Source organism: Microbacterium sufflavum, from assembly GCF_023101165.1.
Taxonomy (GTDB): domain Bacteria; phylum Actinomycetota; class Actinomycetes; order Actinomycetales; family Microbacteriaceae; genus Microbacterium; species Microbacterium sufflavum.
The window spans coordinates 2,918,160-2,933,233 of the sequence record NZ_CP078076.1 but is presented as its reverse complement, the minus strand read 5'-3'; the positions used below and the strand labels follow the sequence as shown (position 1 = coordinate 2,933,233).

23 protein-coding genes and 4 tRNA genes are annotated in these 15,074 nt (G+C 69.7%); 9 read left to right on the top strand and 18 right to left on the bottom strand.

The annotated features are described in order from the left end of the window. Positions 1–17 precede the first annotated feature (17 nt). Positions 18–617, top strand: coding sequence for a type II toxin-antitoxin system PemK/MazF family toxin (locus KV394_RS14275; RefSeq protein ID WP_136033073.1), 600 nt, complete (start codon positions 18–20; stop codon positions 615–617). Positions 618–711: 94 nt separating this feature from the next. After that, positions 712–1,098 carry an SPW repeat domain-containing protein gene (locus KV394_RS14270; protein ID WP_136045997.1) on the top strand — a complete coding sequence of 129 codons (387 nt, stop codon included), beginning with the start codon at positions 712–714 and terminating at the stop codon, positions 1,096–1,098. A gap of 74 nt (positions 1,099–1,172) precedes the next feature. On the opposite strand, the gene KV394_RS14265 is transcribed toward KV394_RS14270, so the two are convergent. From KV394_RS14265 to KV394_RS14255, 3 genes are all read right to left on the bottom strand, one after another. Next, positions 1,173–1,730, bottom strand: coding sequence for a dihydrofolate reductase family protein (locus KV394_RS14265; RefSeq protein WP_136045998.1), 558 nt, complete (start codon positions 1,728–1,730; stop codon positions 1,173–1,175). A gap of 17 nt (positions 1,731–1,747) precedes the next feature. Then, positions 1,748–1,921, bottom strand: coding sequence for a hypothetical protein (locus tag KV394_RS14260; protein WP_168387310.1), 174 nt, complete (start codon positions 1,919–1,921; stop codon positions 1,748–1,750). Positions 1,922–2,031: 110 nt separating this feature from the next. Continuing rightward, positions 2,032–2,457 carry a GIY-YIG nuclease family protein gene (locus tag KV394_RS14255; RefSeq protein WP_136033078.1) on the bottom strand — a complete coding sequence of 142 codons (426 nt, stop codon included), beginning with the start codon at positions 2,455–2,457 and terminating at the stop codon, positions 2,032–2,034. Between the two features lie 141 nt (positions 2,458–2,598). On the opposite strand from KV394_RS14255, the gene KV394_RS14250 reads away from it, so the two are divergent. Continuing rightward, positions 2,599–3,564 (top strand): TIGR03885 family FMN-dependent LLM class oxidoreductase, encoded by a 966-nt coding sequence (locus KV394_RS14250; protein WP_247981728.1) that lies wholly within the window; start codon positions 2,599–2,601, stop codon positions 3,562–3,564. Continuing rightward, positions 3,561–5,225, top strand: coding sequence for an alpha-amylase family protein (locus tag KV394_RS14245; protein WP_247981727.1), 1,665 nt, complete (start codon positions 3,561–3,563; stop codon positions 5,223–5,225). Before KV394_RS14250 ends, KV394_RS14245 begins: the two co-directional genes overlap by 4 nt. 27 nt (positions 5,226–5,252) lie before the next feature. On the opposite strand, the gene KV394_RS14240 is transcribed toward KV394_RS14245, so the two are convergent. Further along, positions 5,253–5,328 (bottom strand) — tRNA-Val (locus KV394_RS14240). Positions 5,329–5,479: 151 nt separating this feature from the next. On the opposite strand from KV394_RS14240, the gene KV394_RS14235 reads away from it, so the two are divergent. The 3 genes from KV394_RS14235 to KV394_RS14225 all read left to right on the top strand — a co-directional run bounded on the left by KV394_RS14235 (position 5,480) and on the right by KV394_RS14225 (position 5,773). Then, positions 5,480–5,552, top strand: a tRNA-Gly gene (locus tag KV394_RS14235). A 52-nt stretch (positions 5,553–5,604) separates the two neighbouring features. Next, positions 5,605–5,675 (top strand) — tRNA-Cys (locus KV394_RS14230). 26 nt (positions 5,676–5,701) lie between these two features. Then, positions 5,702–5,773 (top strand) — tRNA-Val (locus KV394_RS14225). A 126-nt stretch (positions 5,774–5,899) separates the two neighbouring features. Here KV394_RS14225 and KV394_RS14220 read toward each other — a convergent pair. The 11 genes from KV394_RS14220 to KV394_RS14170 form a co-directional block, all read right to left on the bottom strand. Next, entirely contained in the window at positions 5,900–6,355 is a 456-nt protein-coding gene (locus KV394_RS14220) for a hypothetical protein (RefSeq protein ID WP_247981726.1), read from the bottom strand. A 46-nt stretch (positions 6,356–6,401) separates the two neighbouring features. Next, positions 6,402–6,557, bottom strand: a complete 156-nt coding sequence (locus tag KV394_RS14215; protein ID WP_247981725.1) for a hypothetical protein — start codon at positions 6,555–6,557, stop codon at positions 6,402–6,404. Between the two features lie 46 nt (positions 6,558–6,603). Then, complete coding sequence (locus tag KV394_RS14210; protein WP_247981724.1) at positions 6,604–7,482, bottom strand: hypothetical protein; 879 nt, start codon at positions 7,480–7,482, stop codon at positions 6,604–6,606. Continuing rightward, entirely contained in the window at positions 7,466–7,762 is a 297-nt protein-coding gene (locus KV394_RS14205; protein ID WP_247981723.1) for a hypothetical protein, read from the bottom strand. Before KV394_RS14205 ends, KV394_RS14210 begins: the two co-directional genes overlap by 17 nt. Beyond that, positions 7,759–8,100: a hypothetical protein gene (locus tag KV394_RS14200; RefSeq protein ID WP_247981722.1), complete on the bottom strand. Its 342-nt coding sequence runs from the start codon at positions 8,098–8,100 to the stop codon at positions 7,759–7,761. The genes KV394_RS14205 and KV394_RS14200 overlap by 4 nt, the downstream gene beginning before the upstream one ends. Further along, positions 8,097–8,408 (bottom strand): hypothetical protein, encoded by a 312-nt coding sequence (locus KV394_RS14195; RefSeq protein WP_247981721.1) that lies wholly within the window; start codon positions 8,406–8,408, stop codon positions 8,097–8,099. The genes KV394_RS14200 and KV394_RS14195 overlap by 4 nt, the downstream gene beginning before the upstream one ends. Further along, the gene (locus tag KV394_RS14190) at positions 8,401–8,871 is read right to left on the bottom strand and encodes a helix-turn-helix domain-containing protein (protein WP_247981720.1); all 471 of its coding nucleotides are present in this window, start codon (positions 8,869–8,871) and stop codon (positions 8,401–8,403) included. The genes KV394_RS14195 and KV394_RS14190 overlap by 8 nt, the downstream gene beginning before the upstream one ends. Further along, complete coding sequence (locus tag KV394_RS14185) at positions 8,868–9,131, bottom strand: hypothetical protein (protein ID WP_247981719.1); 264 nt, start codon at positions 9,129–9,131, stop codon at positions 8,868–8,870. Before KV394_RS14185 ends, KV394_RS14190 begins: the two co-directional genes overlap by 4 nt. After that, entirely contained in the window at positions 9,109–9,495 is a 387-nt protein-coding gene (locus KV394_RS14180) for a hypothetical protein (protein WP_247981718.1), read from the bottom strand. Before KV394_RS14180 ends, KV394_RS14185 begins: the two co-directional genes overlap by 23 nt. Positions 9,496–9,819: 324 nt before the next feature. After that, entirely contained in the window at positions 9,820–10,257 is a 438-nt protein-coding gene (locus tag KV394_RS14175; RefSeq protein WP_247981717.1) for a hypothetical protein, read from the bottom strand. Positions 10,258–10,583: 326 nt separating this feature from the next. Continuing rightward, positions 10,584–11,279: a hypothetical protein gene (locus tag KV394_RS14170; RefSeq protein WP_247981716.1), complete on the bottom strand. Its 696-nt coding sequence runs from the start codon at positions 11,277–11,279 to the stop codon at positions 10,584–10,586. Between the two features lie 226 nt (positions 11,280–11,505). Between KV394_RS14170 and KV394_RS14165 the strand changes: the two genes are divergently transcribed. After that, positions 11,506–11,979 carry a hypothetical protein gene (locus KV394_RS14165; protein WP_247981715.1) on the top strand — a complete coding sequence of 158 codons (474 nt, stop codon included), beginning with the start codon at positions 11,506–11,508 and terminating at the stop codon, positions 11,977–11,979. A gap of 8 nt (positions 11,980–11,987) precedes the next feature. Continuing rightward, complete coding sequence (locus KV394_RS14160) at positions 11,988–12,554, top strand: hypothetical protein (protein ID WP_247981714.1); 567 nt, start codon at positions 11,988–11,990, stop codon at positions 12,552–12,554. Positions 12,555–12,836: 282 nt separating this feature from the next. Here the strand turns inward: KV394_RS14160 and KV394_RS14155 are convergent, their stop codons facing one another. From KV394_RS14155 to KV394_RS14145, 3 genes are all read right to left on the bottom strand, one after another. Next, positions 12,837–13,661, bottom strand: a complete 825-nt coding sequence (locus tag KV394_RS14155; protein WP_247981713.1) for a hypothetical protein — start codon at positions 13,659–13,661, stop codon at positions 12,837–12,839. A 327-nt stretch (positions 13,662–13,988) separates the two neighbouring features. Next, positions 13,989–14,705 carry a hypothetical protein gene (locus KV394_RS14150; RefSeq protein ID WP_247981712.1) on the bottom strand — a complete coding sequence of 239 codons (717 nt, stop codon included), beginning with the start codon at positions 14,703–14,705 and terminating at the stop codon, positions 13,989–13,991. Beyond that, positions 14,702–14,929: a helix-turn-helix domain-containing protein gene (locus KV394_RS14145; protein WP_247981711.1), complete on the bottom strand. Its 228-nt coding sequence runs from the start codon at positions 14,927–14,929 to the stop codon at positions 14,702–14,704. The genes KV394_RS14150 and KV394_RS14145 overlap by 4 nt, the downstream gene beginning before the upstream one ends. Positions 14,930–15,074: the final 145 nt, after the last annotated feature.

The following is a 15,074-nucleotide window of genomic DNA, read 5'->3' as shown; positions in this document are numbered from 1 at the left end:
GCGGTTAGGGTGACCGTGTGGGCAAGACCAACGGCATCCTGACGACACTCGCGGAGATCCTGCTCAAGGCGGTGAACTCCGGTCGGGCGTCTCGGACCACCTCCGGTCCGAGGCGCCCGACCGCGCGTCTGCGCACACCTGAGGAGCAGGCCGCCCGCCACGGCTCACCGCGACAGGCGGACACGCTCGATGCCGGGCGGACCGCCGGGACCGAGACGATCAGGATCGACCCCGCGCGGATCCGCGCGCTCCGCGTCGCCTACGCCCCGGCACGGGACGGGGCCCCCGACGCCGGCGAGGTCGTGTGGACGTGGGTGCCGTACGAGGAGGGGGACGGGCGGGGGAAGGACCGGCCGGTGCTCGTGATCGGGCGGCAGTCCGACGACCGTGTGTACGCCGTACGGATGACCAGCCGTCCGCATGACGGCGACCGCGACTACCTCTCGATCGGCTCCGGCGCCTGGGACGCCCAGGGTCGCGAGTCGTGGGTGGACATCGAACAGTTGTACAGCGTGCACGAGCGCGGGTTGCGGAGGGAGGCGGCTGCGCTCGACCGCCAGCGCTACGCCAGGGTCGCCTCGGCCCTGGCCGCCCGCTACGGGTGGGCGCGGGCCTGACGCGCGCGCACCGATCCGCGACATCCAATCCGATCGGGCGATGGCTGCGAACCCTTGGTGAGTCGCGCACAGCGGCGCCACACAAGGAGGAATCATGCGTTTCATCCCCACCAAGGTCCACGGAATCCTCGACTACGTCGTCGGGATCGCCCTGATCGCCGCGCCCTGGCTGTTCGGCTTTGCGAGTGTCGGCGGTGCCGCCGTCGTCATCCCGATCGTCCTCGGCGTCGGGCTCATCGTCTACAGCCTGTTCACGAAGTACGAATGGGGTCCGTTCGGGCTCATCCCGATGCCCGTGCACCTGGTGTTCGACATTGTCGCGAGCCTGTTCCTGGCGCTCTCGCCGTGGCTGTTCGGTTTCGCCGACCAGCCCCTGAACGTCTGGCTTCCGCACGTGGTCGTGGGCGCGGCCGTGATCGTGGTCGTGCTGTTCTCGCAGCCGCAGCCGCAGACCGTCCGGGGGCGCGCGGCGACCGCGTGACATCCCCGCGGAACGGCGGCGGGTGGTCAGCCAGACAGCGGCCGCCCGCCGTCTCCGTGCGCGCGGGACGCCGGTCAGCTCGCCGGCCGGTACCGGGTGACGACGGCGCCCGAGCGCAACTCCCGGCGCTCCACGAGCTCGAGGCGCAACTGCCCCGTGAGCCCGCCGAGCAGCGGCGGTCCGTGTCCGGCGACGACCGGGTGCACCACGAACTCGTACTCGTCGATGAGTCCGTGCTGAGCCAGGGTCACGGGGAGGGTCACGCCGCCGACCGACAGTCGGGCGTGCTCGGTCTTCAGCCGTGCGACCTGCTGGACGAGGTCGCCGCGGAGCAGTTCGGCGTTCCAGTCGACCGCGTCGAGGCCGCTCGAGACCACGTACTTGCGGGCGCGGTCGATGGCCGTGGCGAACGGCACCTCCCACGGGCGCATCCACTCCGGCCACGTGCCGGAGGCGGGGCGGCGCCACGCGGACTCCATGAGCTCGTACGTCACCCGGCCGAACAGCATGGCGTCGGCCTCACGCACCTGCGCGGTCCAGTAGCGCATCGACTCCTCGTCGGGCGGCAGCCCGGCCTCGTGGTGGCACGAGCCGTCGAGCGTCACGTTGATCGAGTAGCGCAGCGTCCCCATGGCTCCTCCGTCCGCGGTCAGGCGTCTTCGTCGTCGTCCGCGGCGTGCTCGGCGACCTGCTCGGTGTCGACCTGCGCGGGCGGCAGATCCTGCAGGAACTCCCGGTCGGTGTTCGGGTCGCCGCTGCCGTCGCCCGCGAGGGGGTCCTGAGCGCTCAGGTCGTCGGCGGGGGTGTTCTCTCGTCCGGTCATGTCGGCTCCTCTCGTGCACGGGTCGCCGGTCGCGCCCCGTTCTGGCATGCTCTCGCGATCGCCGCCCGGCGACCAGGCCCTGGTGCGGGAGCCGAGGCGGTGGTACGGGATCAGGCGCGGAGTGCCGTGCTCAGCCAGCGTGCGTAGAGCAGCCACGGCTCGCCCGCGTCGCGCAGCCCGGCGATGTGTGCGCGCACGCGAGGGGTGAGCGTGAACCACTCTCCGCCCTCGCGTTCCGCGGCGAACTCGCGGTGGCGCTGCTGCTCGAGGGCACGCCCGCCCTGCTCGAAGGCCAGCAGCTCGTGGTGCCGGATGCTCGCCAGGCGCTGCCGTGGCCGGCGGCTGGTGCCGATCTTGACCCGCTCGTCGAAGCGGAGGTAGTAGACGACGTCGATGCGGGGGAACGGGAGGTCGGGGTCAGGCGCATCACCGTAGCGCCATCCGCAGGCCGCGCAATGCAGGGCCCCGTCGATGCGGACTCCCGTGGGGTGACCGCAGAGGCCGCACGGGGAGGGGAGGGGACCGGGGGTGGGCACAGCGGCATCCTACGGAGGGTGGCCGACACGCGGTCCACGGTCGCCCTCGGGCGCACCGACCGAGAACGAACGCTCCTGCCATCACCGAGCGTTCATGTCAAGCACGGCGCCCGGCGCGGCCGGAGTTGCCACACTCGCGATATGGCCTTCATCGGATTCCACGCGTCACACGAGCAGATCCCCCCGAGCGCGCTTCTCGACGCCGTCGTCGCCGCGGAAGCCGCAGGGTTCGACGGCGCGATGTGCTCCGACCATCTCGCGCCGTGGCTGCCGGAGCAGGGCGAGTCGGGATTCGCGCTGAGCTGGATCGCGGCGGCGCTGGCACGCACGAGCTTCTCGATCGGGATGGTGAACGCGCCGGGACAGCGGTATCACCCGGTGGTGATGGCGCAGGCGTTCGCGACGCTGGAGGAGATGTTCCCCTGGCGGTTCTGGGCGGCGCTGGGCAGCGGGGAGGCGATGAACGAGCACGTCACGGGCGACCCGTGGCCGAGCAAGGAGGTCCGCAACCTGCGGCTGCGGGAGAGCGTCGACGTGATCCGCCGGCTGCTGGACGGCGAGGAGGTCACGCGCGACGGGCTCGTGCGCGTGCATCGGGCGCGGGTGTGGAGCCGTCCCACGCAGCCGCCGCCCCTGCTCGCAACCGCGGTGAGCGCGGAGACGGCGCGGTGGGCGGCATCGTGGGCTCAGGGCCTGGCGACCGTGGCGCAGGAGCCCGCGGCGCTCGCCCGCGTGGTGGACGCGTACCGGTCGGCGGGCGGAGAGGGGCCGTGCGTCCTGCAGGTGCACGTCAGCTCGGCCGATACCGACGCCGAGGCGCTCGACCTCGCCCGCACGCAGTGGCGACAGGGGGTGCTGACGCCGCCGCTCGCGTGGAACATCGAGCAGCCGGAGGACTTCGACGCCGCGGTGGGCGCGGTCGACGAGAAGGCGCTGCGGTCGGCGGTGCTGGTCGAGCACGATCCCGTGGCGCTCGCGGAGCGGGTCGCCGCACTCGCCGGGATCGGCTTCGACCGCGTGTACCTCCACCACGTCGGACAGGAGCAGTCCGGCTTTCTGGCCGCCGCGGCCGATGCGGTGCTGCCCCGGATGACGGAGCTGCTGTGAAGATCACCGACACGAGCGACCTCTGGTGGAAGACCGCCGTCGTCTACTGCCTCGACGTGGAGACGTTCCTCGACACGAGCGGCGACGGCGTGGGCGACCTCCGGGGCCTCGCGCAGCGCATCGACTACCTCGCCCAGTTGGGGGTGACGTGCCTGTGGCTCATGCCGTTCTATCCCACGCCCGACCGCGACGACGGCTACGACGTGAGCGACTTCTACGGCGTCGATCCGCGCCTGGGCACCCACGGCGACCTCGTGGAGGTGATCCGCACCGCACGTGACCGTGGCATGCGCGTGATCGTCGACCTGGTCATCAACCACACCTCCGATCGGCATCCATGGTTCCGCGCCGCGATCCGCAGCGTGGACTCGCCGTACCGCGACTACTACGTGTGGCGAGACGACGCACCGCCGAAGGACCAGAAGAACGCGGTGTTCCCCGGACAGGCCGACGGGATCTGGACGAAGGACGAGAAGTCGGGGCAGTGGTACCAGCACAGCTTCTACGAGCATCAGCCGGATCTGAACGTGGCCAATCCCCGCGTGCGGGACGAGATCGCGAAGGTGATCGGCTTCTGGTTGCAGCTCGGCATCTCCGGGTTCCGGGTCGACGCGGTGCCCTTCTTCCTGGAGATCCCGGCCGGAGCCGACATCCCCGACCCGCACGAACTCCTGCGGGATATGCGCCGCTTCCTCCAGCGGCGTTCGAGCGAGGCGATCCTGCTCGGCGAGGTGAACCTGCCCTACGACCAGCAGGTCGAGTACTTCGGCGGCACGGACGGCGACGAGCTCACGATGCAGTTCGACTTCGTGGCGATGCAGGCGCTGTACCTGTCGTTGGCGCGGCGCGATCCGGCGCCGCTCGTCGAGGCGCTCTCCTCGCGGCCGGCGTTGGGTCCCGAGGTGCAGTGGGCGAACTTCCTGCGCAACCACGACGAGCTCACGCTCGACAAGCTGAGCGACGCCGAGCGCCAGGAGGTGTTCGAGGCGTTCGCCCCGGACGAGCGGCAGCGGGTGTTCGGGCGTGGCATCACCCGCCGTCTGCCCCCGATGCTCGAGGGTGATCCCCGCCGGATCCGCATGGCGTACAGCCTGCTGTTCACGCTCCCCGGGACCCCCGTGCTGTTCTACGGGGAGGAGATCGGGATGGGGGAGAACATCGACATCGCCGGGCGGGAGTCCGTGCGCACCCCCATGCAGTGGTCGGCGGACCGGAACGGCGGGTTCTCGGACGCCGCCCCGTCCCGACTGGTGTCGAAGCCACCCGCAGACGGCTACGCGCCCGAGCACGTGAACGTCGCCGCGCAGCTGGAGGACCGCGGTTCGCTGCTGTACTTCCTCCGCGAGCTCACGTCGCGGTACCGGGTGTCACCGGAGCTGGGCTGGGGCGAGTTCGCGGTGGTCGAGCAGCCGGTGGACGCGCTCCTCGTGCACTCGCTGCGGGCCGACGTCGGCCGGATGATCGCGGTGCATAACTTCGCCGAGCGTCCAGCCACGACGCGGTTCCGCCTCGCGGATGAACCCGCGGGGACGGCGCTGGTCGACCTGTTGGAGGCGCAGCGCATCACGCTCGACGACGATGGAGCCGTGGAGCTCGAGGTGCCGGCTTACGGCTACCGCTGGCTGCGCGTATCGCGACCGGGAGACGGACGAATCCTCTGACGGGCAGTGAGCCTGCGAAGGAGAATGTGGTGGGCGATACCGGACTCGAACCGATGACCTCTTCCGTGTGAAGGAAGCGCGCTACCAACTGCGCCAATCGCCCATACCCGCGGGGTACGTCAACCGATACTACCGGACGCTCGGAGCCTCCGATGACCACTCCGCGAGACACGCGCGAGATTCGGTCCGGGTTTGGCAGGCGGGGATTCATCGGCTAATGTTTCATGAGTGCCCGGGACAACCGGGAACGAAATGCGGATGTAGCGCAGTTGGTAGCGCACAACCTTGCCAAGGTTGGGGTCGCGAGTTCGAGTCTCGTCATCCGCTCGAGTGCAGTAGGTCTTCTCGAAGATCGGCAGCACGTGGGGTCAATCCACACGGTGGCGTGGCCGAGCGGCTAGGCACCGGCCTGCAAAGCCGTTTACACGGGTTCGAATCCCGTCGCCACCTCACCTGAAACTGAATAGCCCCAACGGGCGCGATTGGCGCAGCGGTAGCGCGCTTCCCTGACACGGAAGAGGTCACTGGTTCGATCCCAGTATCGCGCACAGATAAAAACCCCGGTCTGCCGGGGTTTTTGCTTTGGCGGAGCACGACGCGTGCGTTATGCGTGCCTCATCGTTTTCTGTGAGTGCCTGCCTTTCTGTGACTCACGGCGTGTCGTTCACGGGGGCTCAGCGGGTGCCGACTCGATCTTTCGCGCGTTCGATGAAGCTTGCGCGAGCGTCCGCGTAGGCGTCGCGTGCGGCGGTAACCACGGCTTGATTCTCCGGGTCGGCGCCACCGCGCCACACCTCGAAGACACTTTGGGCCATACGCATGCCCGAGGCAATCTTCTCGGCCGTCGCCTGCACGTCGGGCGAACCAACCAGTTCAATCGCCCCGAACCCGCGGTTCGCTTCTGCCACCGCGGCCTGGGATACCTTCGAATCGTTCTCGTCTGTCGCGCGCCAGTACTCGTCTGTCGCCGCAATGTACTCCGCATACACGCGGAGCCGCTGATCGCGGAGCCACTTGGAATGCTCGCGGCGGTGCTGGATGAGCGCGCCGATGCCACCAGCGATGATCGTCAGGAGCACGCCGCCGAAGATCGACAGCAAGGCGAGGACGGTGGGATCGAGAGGCGGCACGAGCCACAGTCTCGCGCTCCGCGGCGTGCTGACGAGCGCGACACGCTCAGCGGGGCCGACGCACCGTGCCGCGGGCGAGCCGTTCGCCGCCGAACGTGCCGGTGCCGCGCACAGCGCGCCCAAGGTCGCCGCACTCAGCCACGACGGTCGTCGCGCCGCCGTTCGGCGCGACGGCCTGGGGGTCGTTGGTGGGAGTGCTCATGGTGTGTCCTTCCGTGGGTGGTGAGCGGGGTCTGGGGTGCTGGCGATCACGGAACTGTGATGCCGACGAGGTGGGCGACGTGCTGACGGAGCGCGTTGCGGTCGCCGCTGTGGCTCCATGCGGTGCCGGTGCCGCCGTGAGACTGCGACCAGGGGCGGATGCCGTCGAGGTCGAGCGTGCCGGGGATGTGGCGGCGGATCGCGCGGTCGGGGTCGATGTAGGCCACGAAGGCGTCGTACCAGCCGCCGCCGTCGCGCTTGGTGAGCCAGCACGTCACGCAGAGCCCGTCACCGGGCCACGCCTCCGACGTGCGGCGTCCGTAGGCGCTCCTCGCACCGCACCAGGAGCACGGCCCGCCGTCGAGCGCGCGAGCGGGCCGCATGTCCACCGTCACGTCCGCGATGCCGCGCTGGCAGTCGCTGAGCACGAACGGATCGACCGCTGACCAGCGTTCGCGTGCTGACCGCTTGGTCGTCGCGCCAGGGAGCCATGTGGGCGAGAAGCGGCGCGAGTACGGCGCGAGCGCTCCGGGCATGCCGAGGCGGTTCACGAGCGCCCAGAGCCGCTCCGGCTTGATGTCCGGGCCTGAGATCGGGTGACCGAGCACCGACAGCGCGTAGAGCGCGGACTGCACGCGCCACGTCGCGACGGAGCCGAGCGAGTGCCGCAGGTGCGGATGCGCCGTGACGATGGCCTCGGCGGTGCTGGCGAGCGCGCGGCAGTCATCGCACGTCGGGAGGTCTACGGTTGCACCGTCCTTCACGTCTTCGGCGCGCTCGCCGTGCGGCATCGCGACGATGCGGCTGAGGACAGAGTGCGGCGTGAGACGGTCCGGCGTCGTCGCGATGCCGCATGCACCGCACGGCAGGAGCCCTTCGGGCGTCTCGCGGAGCCCGAACGGGCTGAGGTCAGTTGTCGTGGTCATGCGTGTCTTCCTCCAGGACTGAGTAGAACGAGGCCGGATCGACGTAGCGCAGGCGGCGCTGTCGTGGTGGCTCGGGTGGTGCGGATTGTGCGGGTGGCTCGGGACGGATGACGTGCTCGGCGGCGACGAGCACGGGCGCGGCTGGGCGGCGTTCAGCAGCGCGAACGCGGGCGGCGCGCTTCCGCTCAGCGTCGGCCTGTTCGGCGTCGCGGCGCGCGTGTGCGGCGGCGAGGTCGCGGCGTGTGTTCTCGCTCTGCCAGGACTCGCCCGGGTACGTCATGGCGTCGCCTCCGCTCGGAGCCGCACCGCGATGTGCACACGCGAACCGCACGCGGCGACCATGGCACGAGCGCACGACGCGCCAGGCTCAGCGCCGCAGTCGGGACACCGCCTCGTGAGCGCGAGCGGCACGAGGGCATCGCGGGCGAGTTCGACAGCGACGCGGGCGACGGCGGCAGGGTCGGCCTCGGGATGCCGGTTCCAGGCCTCGGCGTCACGCTCGCGCGGTTCGACCGTGCGGTACTCGCGGTTCATCACGCGGTCAGCCGTCTCGCCGTCGAGCCTGGGAGCGTGTGCGCGTCGGACGCGCTCAGGGATGGTGTCGGTGCGGTGGGTCATGTCGTGCTCCAGTCGTAGGCGTCGTGGCTGTCGGGGGTCGCGGCGAGGAGGTCGGCGCGTCGCGTCGCCTCGAAGCGCTCCACGTCGGCGCGGTACGGCGCGCGGCGGCGCTCGCGTTCAGCGGCGGCGGCGAGCGGGTCGATGCGGACGGCTTCGACGCGCGTGTCGAGGGCGTCGAGGCGTGCCGCGAAGGCGTCGAGGCGAGCCCGCGCGCTGTCAGCCACCGCGCGGGCGTGTGCGGCTGTCTCGTGACGCTTGCGGCGCTCGGTGGCCTGGCGCATGCCGCGCAGGATCGCGGCCTTACTCATGGCGATCATGTCGGGGCTCCAGTGCTCGAAGGCCGGTCGGCTCTGGTGGCTGAGGTCTGCGAGGCTTCGGTGCTGGGACAGCGAGGCCAGCTAGGAACGTCTCGACCTGCTCGCGGTACGCCTCGCGCATCTCGCGCTCCACCTCGGTTTCCGCTTCGATGTCGAGCCCGAACATGCGAGCACGGCGCGCCGAGAGCCTGATGTACACGTCCACGGCCCGCACGTCGCCGCTGACGACAGCGGGCCACAGCGCGCGCTGAGCGTCGTCCAGCCGCTCGCCTTCGATCTGGCGCAGGCGCTCGGTGCCGTCCACGAGCACGAGCCGCAGAGCGTCGTCCACGAGCCGCCACGCGGTGCTGGGACTGACGCCGAGCGACCGCGCGATGCTCCGGTAGTCAGCGCCCGCGCGGCGCAGGTTGACGGCGCGGATGCGGCGCTCCTGGAGGCTCAGGTTGTCGCTCACGTTCCGCTCCCTGGTTCCGTCATTCCAGGCGAACGGAGGTAGGCCTGCACGTCGCGCATGAACGCCCCGCGCGGCTTCTTGGCATAGGCGGCGAGTGCGGCCTGGAGGCGTGGCACAGCCTCGGGGTCGGGGTTGGGCTTGGTTGGCACGGGGACTCCGGCGCGGGCGCATGCGGTGCGCTGGAGGGTGAGCAGGACGGCGGTCAGGTTCTCGCGGTCGGCCTGCTCGCGTGCTCGGTCAGCGGGTGTACGTCGGGGCATGGTTCTCCTCGGGCATGTCGAACAGCGCGGGCGGCTGTGAGGTTGGTGCCGCCAACGTCACGCGGCGGGGCTCGGAGCGCTTCGGGAGCGGCGACAGCGCCAGGTGTGCAGCGGCGCGACGCACGGCGGTGTGCTCGCGGTCGGTCGCGGCACGGCACGAGTCACACGCGGCGGCGTAGTCGCTGAGGTCGCGGCTGAACGTCACAGTGCGGCCCTCGGCGTTGCGGCCTGGCACACGGTCGGCGGCGGATGCTGTGCACGCCCAGCCGCTCGCACGCTTGCCGCATCGGAAGCACGGCAGGCCGACCGCTGAGCCGCGAGAGCGACGGAGCGCGGCGTGCGTGGCGGCGTAGGACGCACTCATGCTGACTCGCTGAGGCGCACACGGTGCCCGCCGTTGGGTGAAGGCTCCACGATGATGCGCGGCGAAGTCGTCACGACATCCCACAGGTGGCGACGCTGTGGCGCGCTGAGCGCGGTGGACAGGTCGGTGTACCGCATCGTGCCGCCCGAGGCGAGCACAGCGATAGCGCGAGCCTCGACAGACTCGGGAGTGGCGCGAATGGCGGGCACGGGAACCTCCTGGGTTCCTCAGCCCGACCGCCTCATGCGATCTGACCCGCCGCGGGAGGCGAGCACCTTCAACACGACCAGGCTAGTGCCAATCGGTGCCGTGCGGTACCGCGAATCAGTCGATGTAGAGCGTGCTCGCGTACTCCTTGCGGCGGAAGCGCCCCTGTGGACGACCCTCTCGCCATGTGACGCGGACAACGGTCGGCCAGGGGTCGGCAAGCGAGCGCGAGTGGGTGAACGGCATGAATGCTCCAGGCTCCACGACGGCGGGCAGGTCGAGTTCGCCTCGGAGGGCGGCGCTATCCTCGCCGACGCTCTCGAACGACGTGACCTTGGCTTTCACGCCCGACGAGGTGTTTACGAGCCGCCACACGTCGGATCGCCGCCCATCAGGCTTGCGCTCGTTGGTGAGTTGCCACTCCACGTGACGCCGATCTGCGCGGATCGCCAGCCACAGGGCGTAGGCCGCGATCAGGACCGAAAGGATGCCTCCGACAGCGCCAAGCCATGCTGCGAGCGTGTCCTGCATGGGGTCGAACGCGAGAGGCACCATGCCGCGAAGTCTATGTCGAGCGGCAGGCTGAGCCAGCGACCGACACTCAGACGTCAGGTGAGCGGCGGCGTGCGCCCGACTGTGGCGCGAATGAGGCGGCTCGGCTGTTTATGGACTGGTACGGTGCTCTATCGCCTCAGATCGGCGCACAGTGCCTCGTCTCCATCTTCGACGGATGCAGGGCTCAGCCGTACCTGACGCACGTGTGAGGCACGCGCCGCCCGACAGAGCGCCGGCTCGGGCGTCGTTTCGCGGAACGGAGCCGGGGGCGAGTGCTGCTCGGGTAGTTGTATCCGCCGCAAGCGTGGTCGGTCAGAAGGATGAGCTCAGGCTCGCCTGGCACGCCGCGGGCCGCCCGTCTGCGGCACCACCTCGACCGTGACGACGTACTCTGCCAGTTGTGACACGGCAACGACAACGGACTGTGTGCGCAGGTCAGCGGGCAGACCCGCTTCGGCTTCGGCTCGTGTCTCGGGCGGGATAAGCGTGTCGAGCGCTTCCTGAACCCGCTTGGCCGGGAGTTCGGCGTCGTCGTCCGAGCCATCGGGCAACTCTTCGAACGCCGACAGGAACTCCAGCGATCCGAGCCGCCACACGTACCGCGCCTTCACGACCTGCTCGGCAGCTGCGCGCTCGCGACGACGTGCTAGCCGCTCATCCCGTTTGCCTTTGCGCTCTTCGTTCTTGAGGCGCGCCGCGGCGATGATGTCGATGCTCTTGGCGATGGTCAGCCACACGCCTGCGACGACGCCGACTGGCACCGCACCCTGCGCGACGACGCCGAGCACGACCATGAAGTCGCTGCCGTACTGCACCTTCTGCACGACGGATGGCGCGACGGTGCGCAGGTCGGCGTTGAAGAACTCGGCCTCGGGCGAGTTGCGCACGCTCGTCACGACCGCATCGTCCAGCGCGCTGACAGCGTCCACGAGTGCGGCGAACTCGTCGGCCCCGAGGTCGTCGGGAAGTTTGGCGGAGAAGGTGATGGTGGCAGGGGAGTTTGACTCTGGCGGCGGCGTCACGCGACCAGACTACTGATGGGGCTGGCCGCTGGTCGACCCGCCATGCCCGCAGGAGAGCGAGTTCCGCACCCTCGTTCACGTTGAGGTCGAGGTGGGCCCAGGTTTGCGCGTCGAGGCCGGTTGCATGCGTCGTCGCGGCATCGCTCCTCCCCGCTCGGGCTGTCGAGGGTACGCCTCGCCGGAGTCGCTCAACAGTTCACGCGCGTCCCGGCTCTAGGCTCACGACGTGTCTCCAGAGGAAATCGCCGCCACGGCAACCGTTAACGCCGCATGGATCGCCCTCGCGGGTGGTCTCGTGGGCGTCGCCGTGACGGTCCTCGCCGGGTTCATCGGCGCGGGCATCCAGTCGCGGCGCGAGCATAAGAAGTGGGTTCGCGAGAAGCAGTACGAGGCGACGGTGAGCATGTACGCGCTCATCAAGGCGTTCCAGTTCAACCGCACGAAGATGGACAGGGTTGCGCGGGACGAAGGTATGACGCCCGAGAGCCCTGAGGTGGTCGCCTTGGTAGCGCGCGACGATGCGCTGTACGACAGCGTGGCAGAGGCGATGGCTCCGCTCGCCATCCTCGGCCCAACGCCGGTCGGCATCGCGGCGGCAGAGATGCAGGTGGCGTTGGAGGCGCGTGACAGGAGCAAGGCCGAAGCCGCGCAGGAGCGCTTGATCGTGGCCGCGCGACGGTCACTGAAGGTGCGTCGGTAGGGACTGGCGTGATGGATGCGCTCGTACCTGTCGTCGTCGGTGGTCTGCTGGCGCTCGTCGGCGGACTCTTCGGAGCCTGGATTCAGGGTCGGCGCGAGCACCGCAGATGGGTGCGCGAACAGCGCTTCGAGGCGTACCAACGCGCGCTCCGGTTCATCGAGCGCATTCGGGCGCTCGGCTACGATCCGGTGGACAACGTGATCGAGGAGTTGATCGCTGAAGACATGTCGGATGCCCCCGAGGCTGAGAAGGACGAGATGCGGGAGCGCATGCGTCGCAGGCTCGGCGAGGATGACCGTCGCGCTGAGAAGTTCCGCGCGATGCGAGCGATGGACGAAGAGCGCGCGGATGTGATGTCGCTCCTTGCGCTTGTCGGGCCCAGTGAGGTCGCCGTGCACCTGTCAGAGACGATTGCGGCGAACACGAGCGAGGACGACGACCGCTACCACGCCGCGCTCGAAAACCTGATGGGCGCGATGTGGAGGCCGCTCGGGATCATGAAGCCGCACCAGCTCACGCTCTCGACCACAGCCCGCCAACCTCGACAGCCAGACCGCGACGACGAAGCGCGCTGAGCACGGAGCCCGCCGTTGCTCGCGACCAGCCGCAGGTGTCCGCCACCTCGGGCGTCAGACGAGGCCCAGCGGTCAGCACGACCATCGCGGCGCGCTGTGGGCCGCTGAGGCTCGGCCACGGCTCGGACAGGGGCTCCGGGGAGTCGTCGCACGAGGACGACGTCTTGGTCTTCACGTAGCCCTCTAGCGCGCTCAGCACGTTCGGCACCGCGTGGTCGCCCCAGCGCTCCACGTAGGCCCAGACGGCGGTGGCCATCTCTGCCCAGTCGCTCGCGTGCGTCATCAGCCCCACCTCTCCACGTCGTCTGCTGTGATGAGGCGCAGGCCGACCGGGAGGCTGTCGGGCGATGCCCGGAGCGCAGCGGCGACGACGGCGGCTGTCGAGCCGCCGAGGCGCCGACGGGTGGCCTCGATTGCCTCGGCGTGCGCACTGGGGTCGGTCAGCGCGGCGGCTCGTGCTCGTCGCGCGTCGGCGGCACGCTCAGCCTCAGAGGCGTCGTACGCCTCAGCGGCCAGGCGAGCATCGCGGCATGCTCCGCACGGCGGCGCGTCAGCCCGCCCAGCATGTCGAGAGCATTGGGCGGCGGGGCGCGCGCTCGCGCGCTCCTCCTCATGTTCTCCTCTGTCCTCATTGGCCCGGCGCTGAGCGCTGACCTTTCCAAGCGCTGAGCGCTGACCTTTCGAGCGCTGAGCGCCGGGCTTTCGCGGTTCAAAGGTGGGCGCTGAGCGCTGATCTTTCTCGGAGTTATCCGCAGGCCGCACGTGGAGCGCGTACCTGGCCGCACCCGAGCGGTTGCCACCTTCCAGGAGCGTGATGAGGCCCGCCTTCACGAGTGCCTTCGTCGCGCGTTCGACTGCCCAGCGTCCCGCCTGATCGTTGTCCCGACCGAGCGCCGCGCACCGCTCGTCCATGCTCAGCCGCGACCACGGCTGAGCGTCGGCATCGATCGCATGGAGAGCCATGTATCCGAGGAGCCGCATCGGCACGTCACCAAGACCTGCGCGCATGGCCGCGGCGTAGGCCGCGCCGATGAGCCCCGCACCGTAGGTGGTCGCATCGTCGGTCGCGAAGCGGCGACGGCCCGGCGTCACGATGACGCCGTCCATCACGCCCGCTCCACTTCCGGGAGCATGCGGACGTGGACGTCCAAGTCCGTGTTGAGCGAACGGCCCCCAGATGTCCCCTCGGAGGCCGTTGCTCCTGATGTCGCACGCATGAGGCACGGCACGGGCGTGGACAGCACGACTCCTGCGTGTTGCCGCGCGATCCCGCCGACCGGCCTGCACCTGGACAAGTTGTACCGCCTCACGACGTGCCCGCCGTAGCCGCGCCTGTGCGGCGATGAGCATCAGGATCTGCACGCTGACACGGAGCTGGTGACGATCTGCGGCGAGTGGGCGGCGTGAGGCCGCTGTGCCCCACGAGCGCGGTGGTCATGCTTGGCTTTCCCTACAGTTCGGGTCGGATTCGATGGGCGGGAGCAGCGCGGCGGCTCTCGCGTCCGCGATGAGGTGATGGAGCGCGGCGGCTTGTGCCAAGCGCTCAGCATCGGGAATTTCGGGGTGTCGTCCGCCGACCTCATCCACGATGCGGACATCTGCGTCCGCATACGGCGCGATGAGCCATTCATCCTCGCCGCGTGTGCCCTCACCGTGGATGCGTGCGAGCACGTCAGAGGCGGGCACGTTGCGGGCTTCGAGCAGAGCAGACGGCCATCCGAAACGGTCGCGATTCCGACGATGGAACCACTCGGCGCGCTTGCGGTTGTCCGTCCACGACAGGCCGGGCGGAGTGCTGTCGTCGTGCCAACCGTCGAGCGGCGGCACTGTCGCACGCCACAGCGTCGGCACGCGCTCGGGGAGCGGGGCAGGCTCGCCGTTCACTGTGAAGCCCACTTCGCGGAGGAAGAACTCCCAGGTTGTCGAGTCCAACAGCCTGGCGGGGAACTCGGCAGCGCTATAGGCCGACGCGGCGGCGACGCCGAGCAGATCGGAGCGTCCGTCGAACTCACCCGCCTCCCAGGCGTCATACAGAGCGGCGGGCTGATCATTCCGCCCGTGCACCTCTCCGGCGTAGCGCGCGCACAGCTCGAACCATTCGGCCTGTAGGGGCGTCAGGCCGCTCTCGGCCATCGGACTGTCGCCGTTCATCGCTTGCCGCCGAGGTCAGGGCGGAGCGGCTGGGCGAGCGCGGCCACGCTGTCGAGGTCAATGACCACGCGACGCGGGCCGAGGCGGCTCGCCGTGATCTTGCCGCTGGAAGCCCATCGACGAATCGTCTCGACGCTGACGCGAGCGAGATCGGCGGCTTCCTGCTGAGTGCCCCAGCGGGGGAGCGGTGCTCGTGGTTCGGGCGTGGTCTTGGTGCTGGGCATGCGTGCCTCCTCGTGTCGTTGCGTGTGGCGCTATGTGCGTGCAACGACGTTACGTGATTTACCGTCTGACCTGGGTTTAGTTGTACATCTCACGCACACAACTCACGGCGTGTCGCTGTTGTCGTCACGCACACAAGCCGCAACT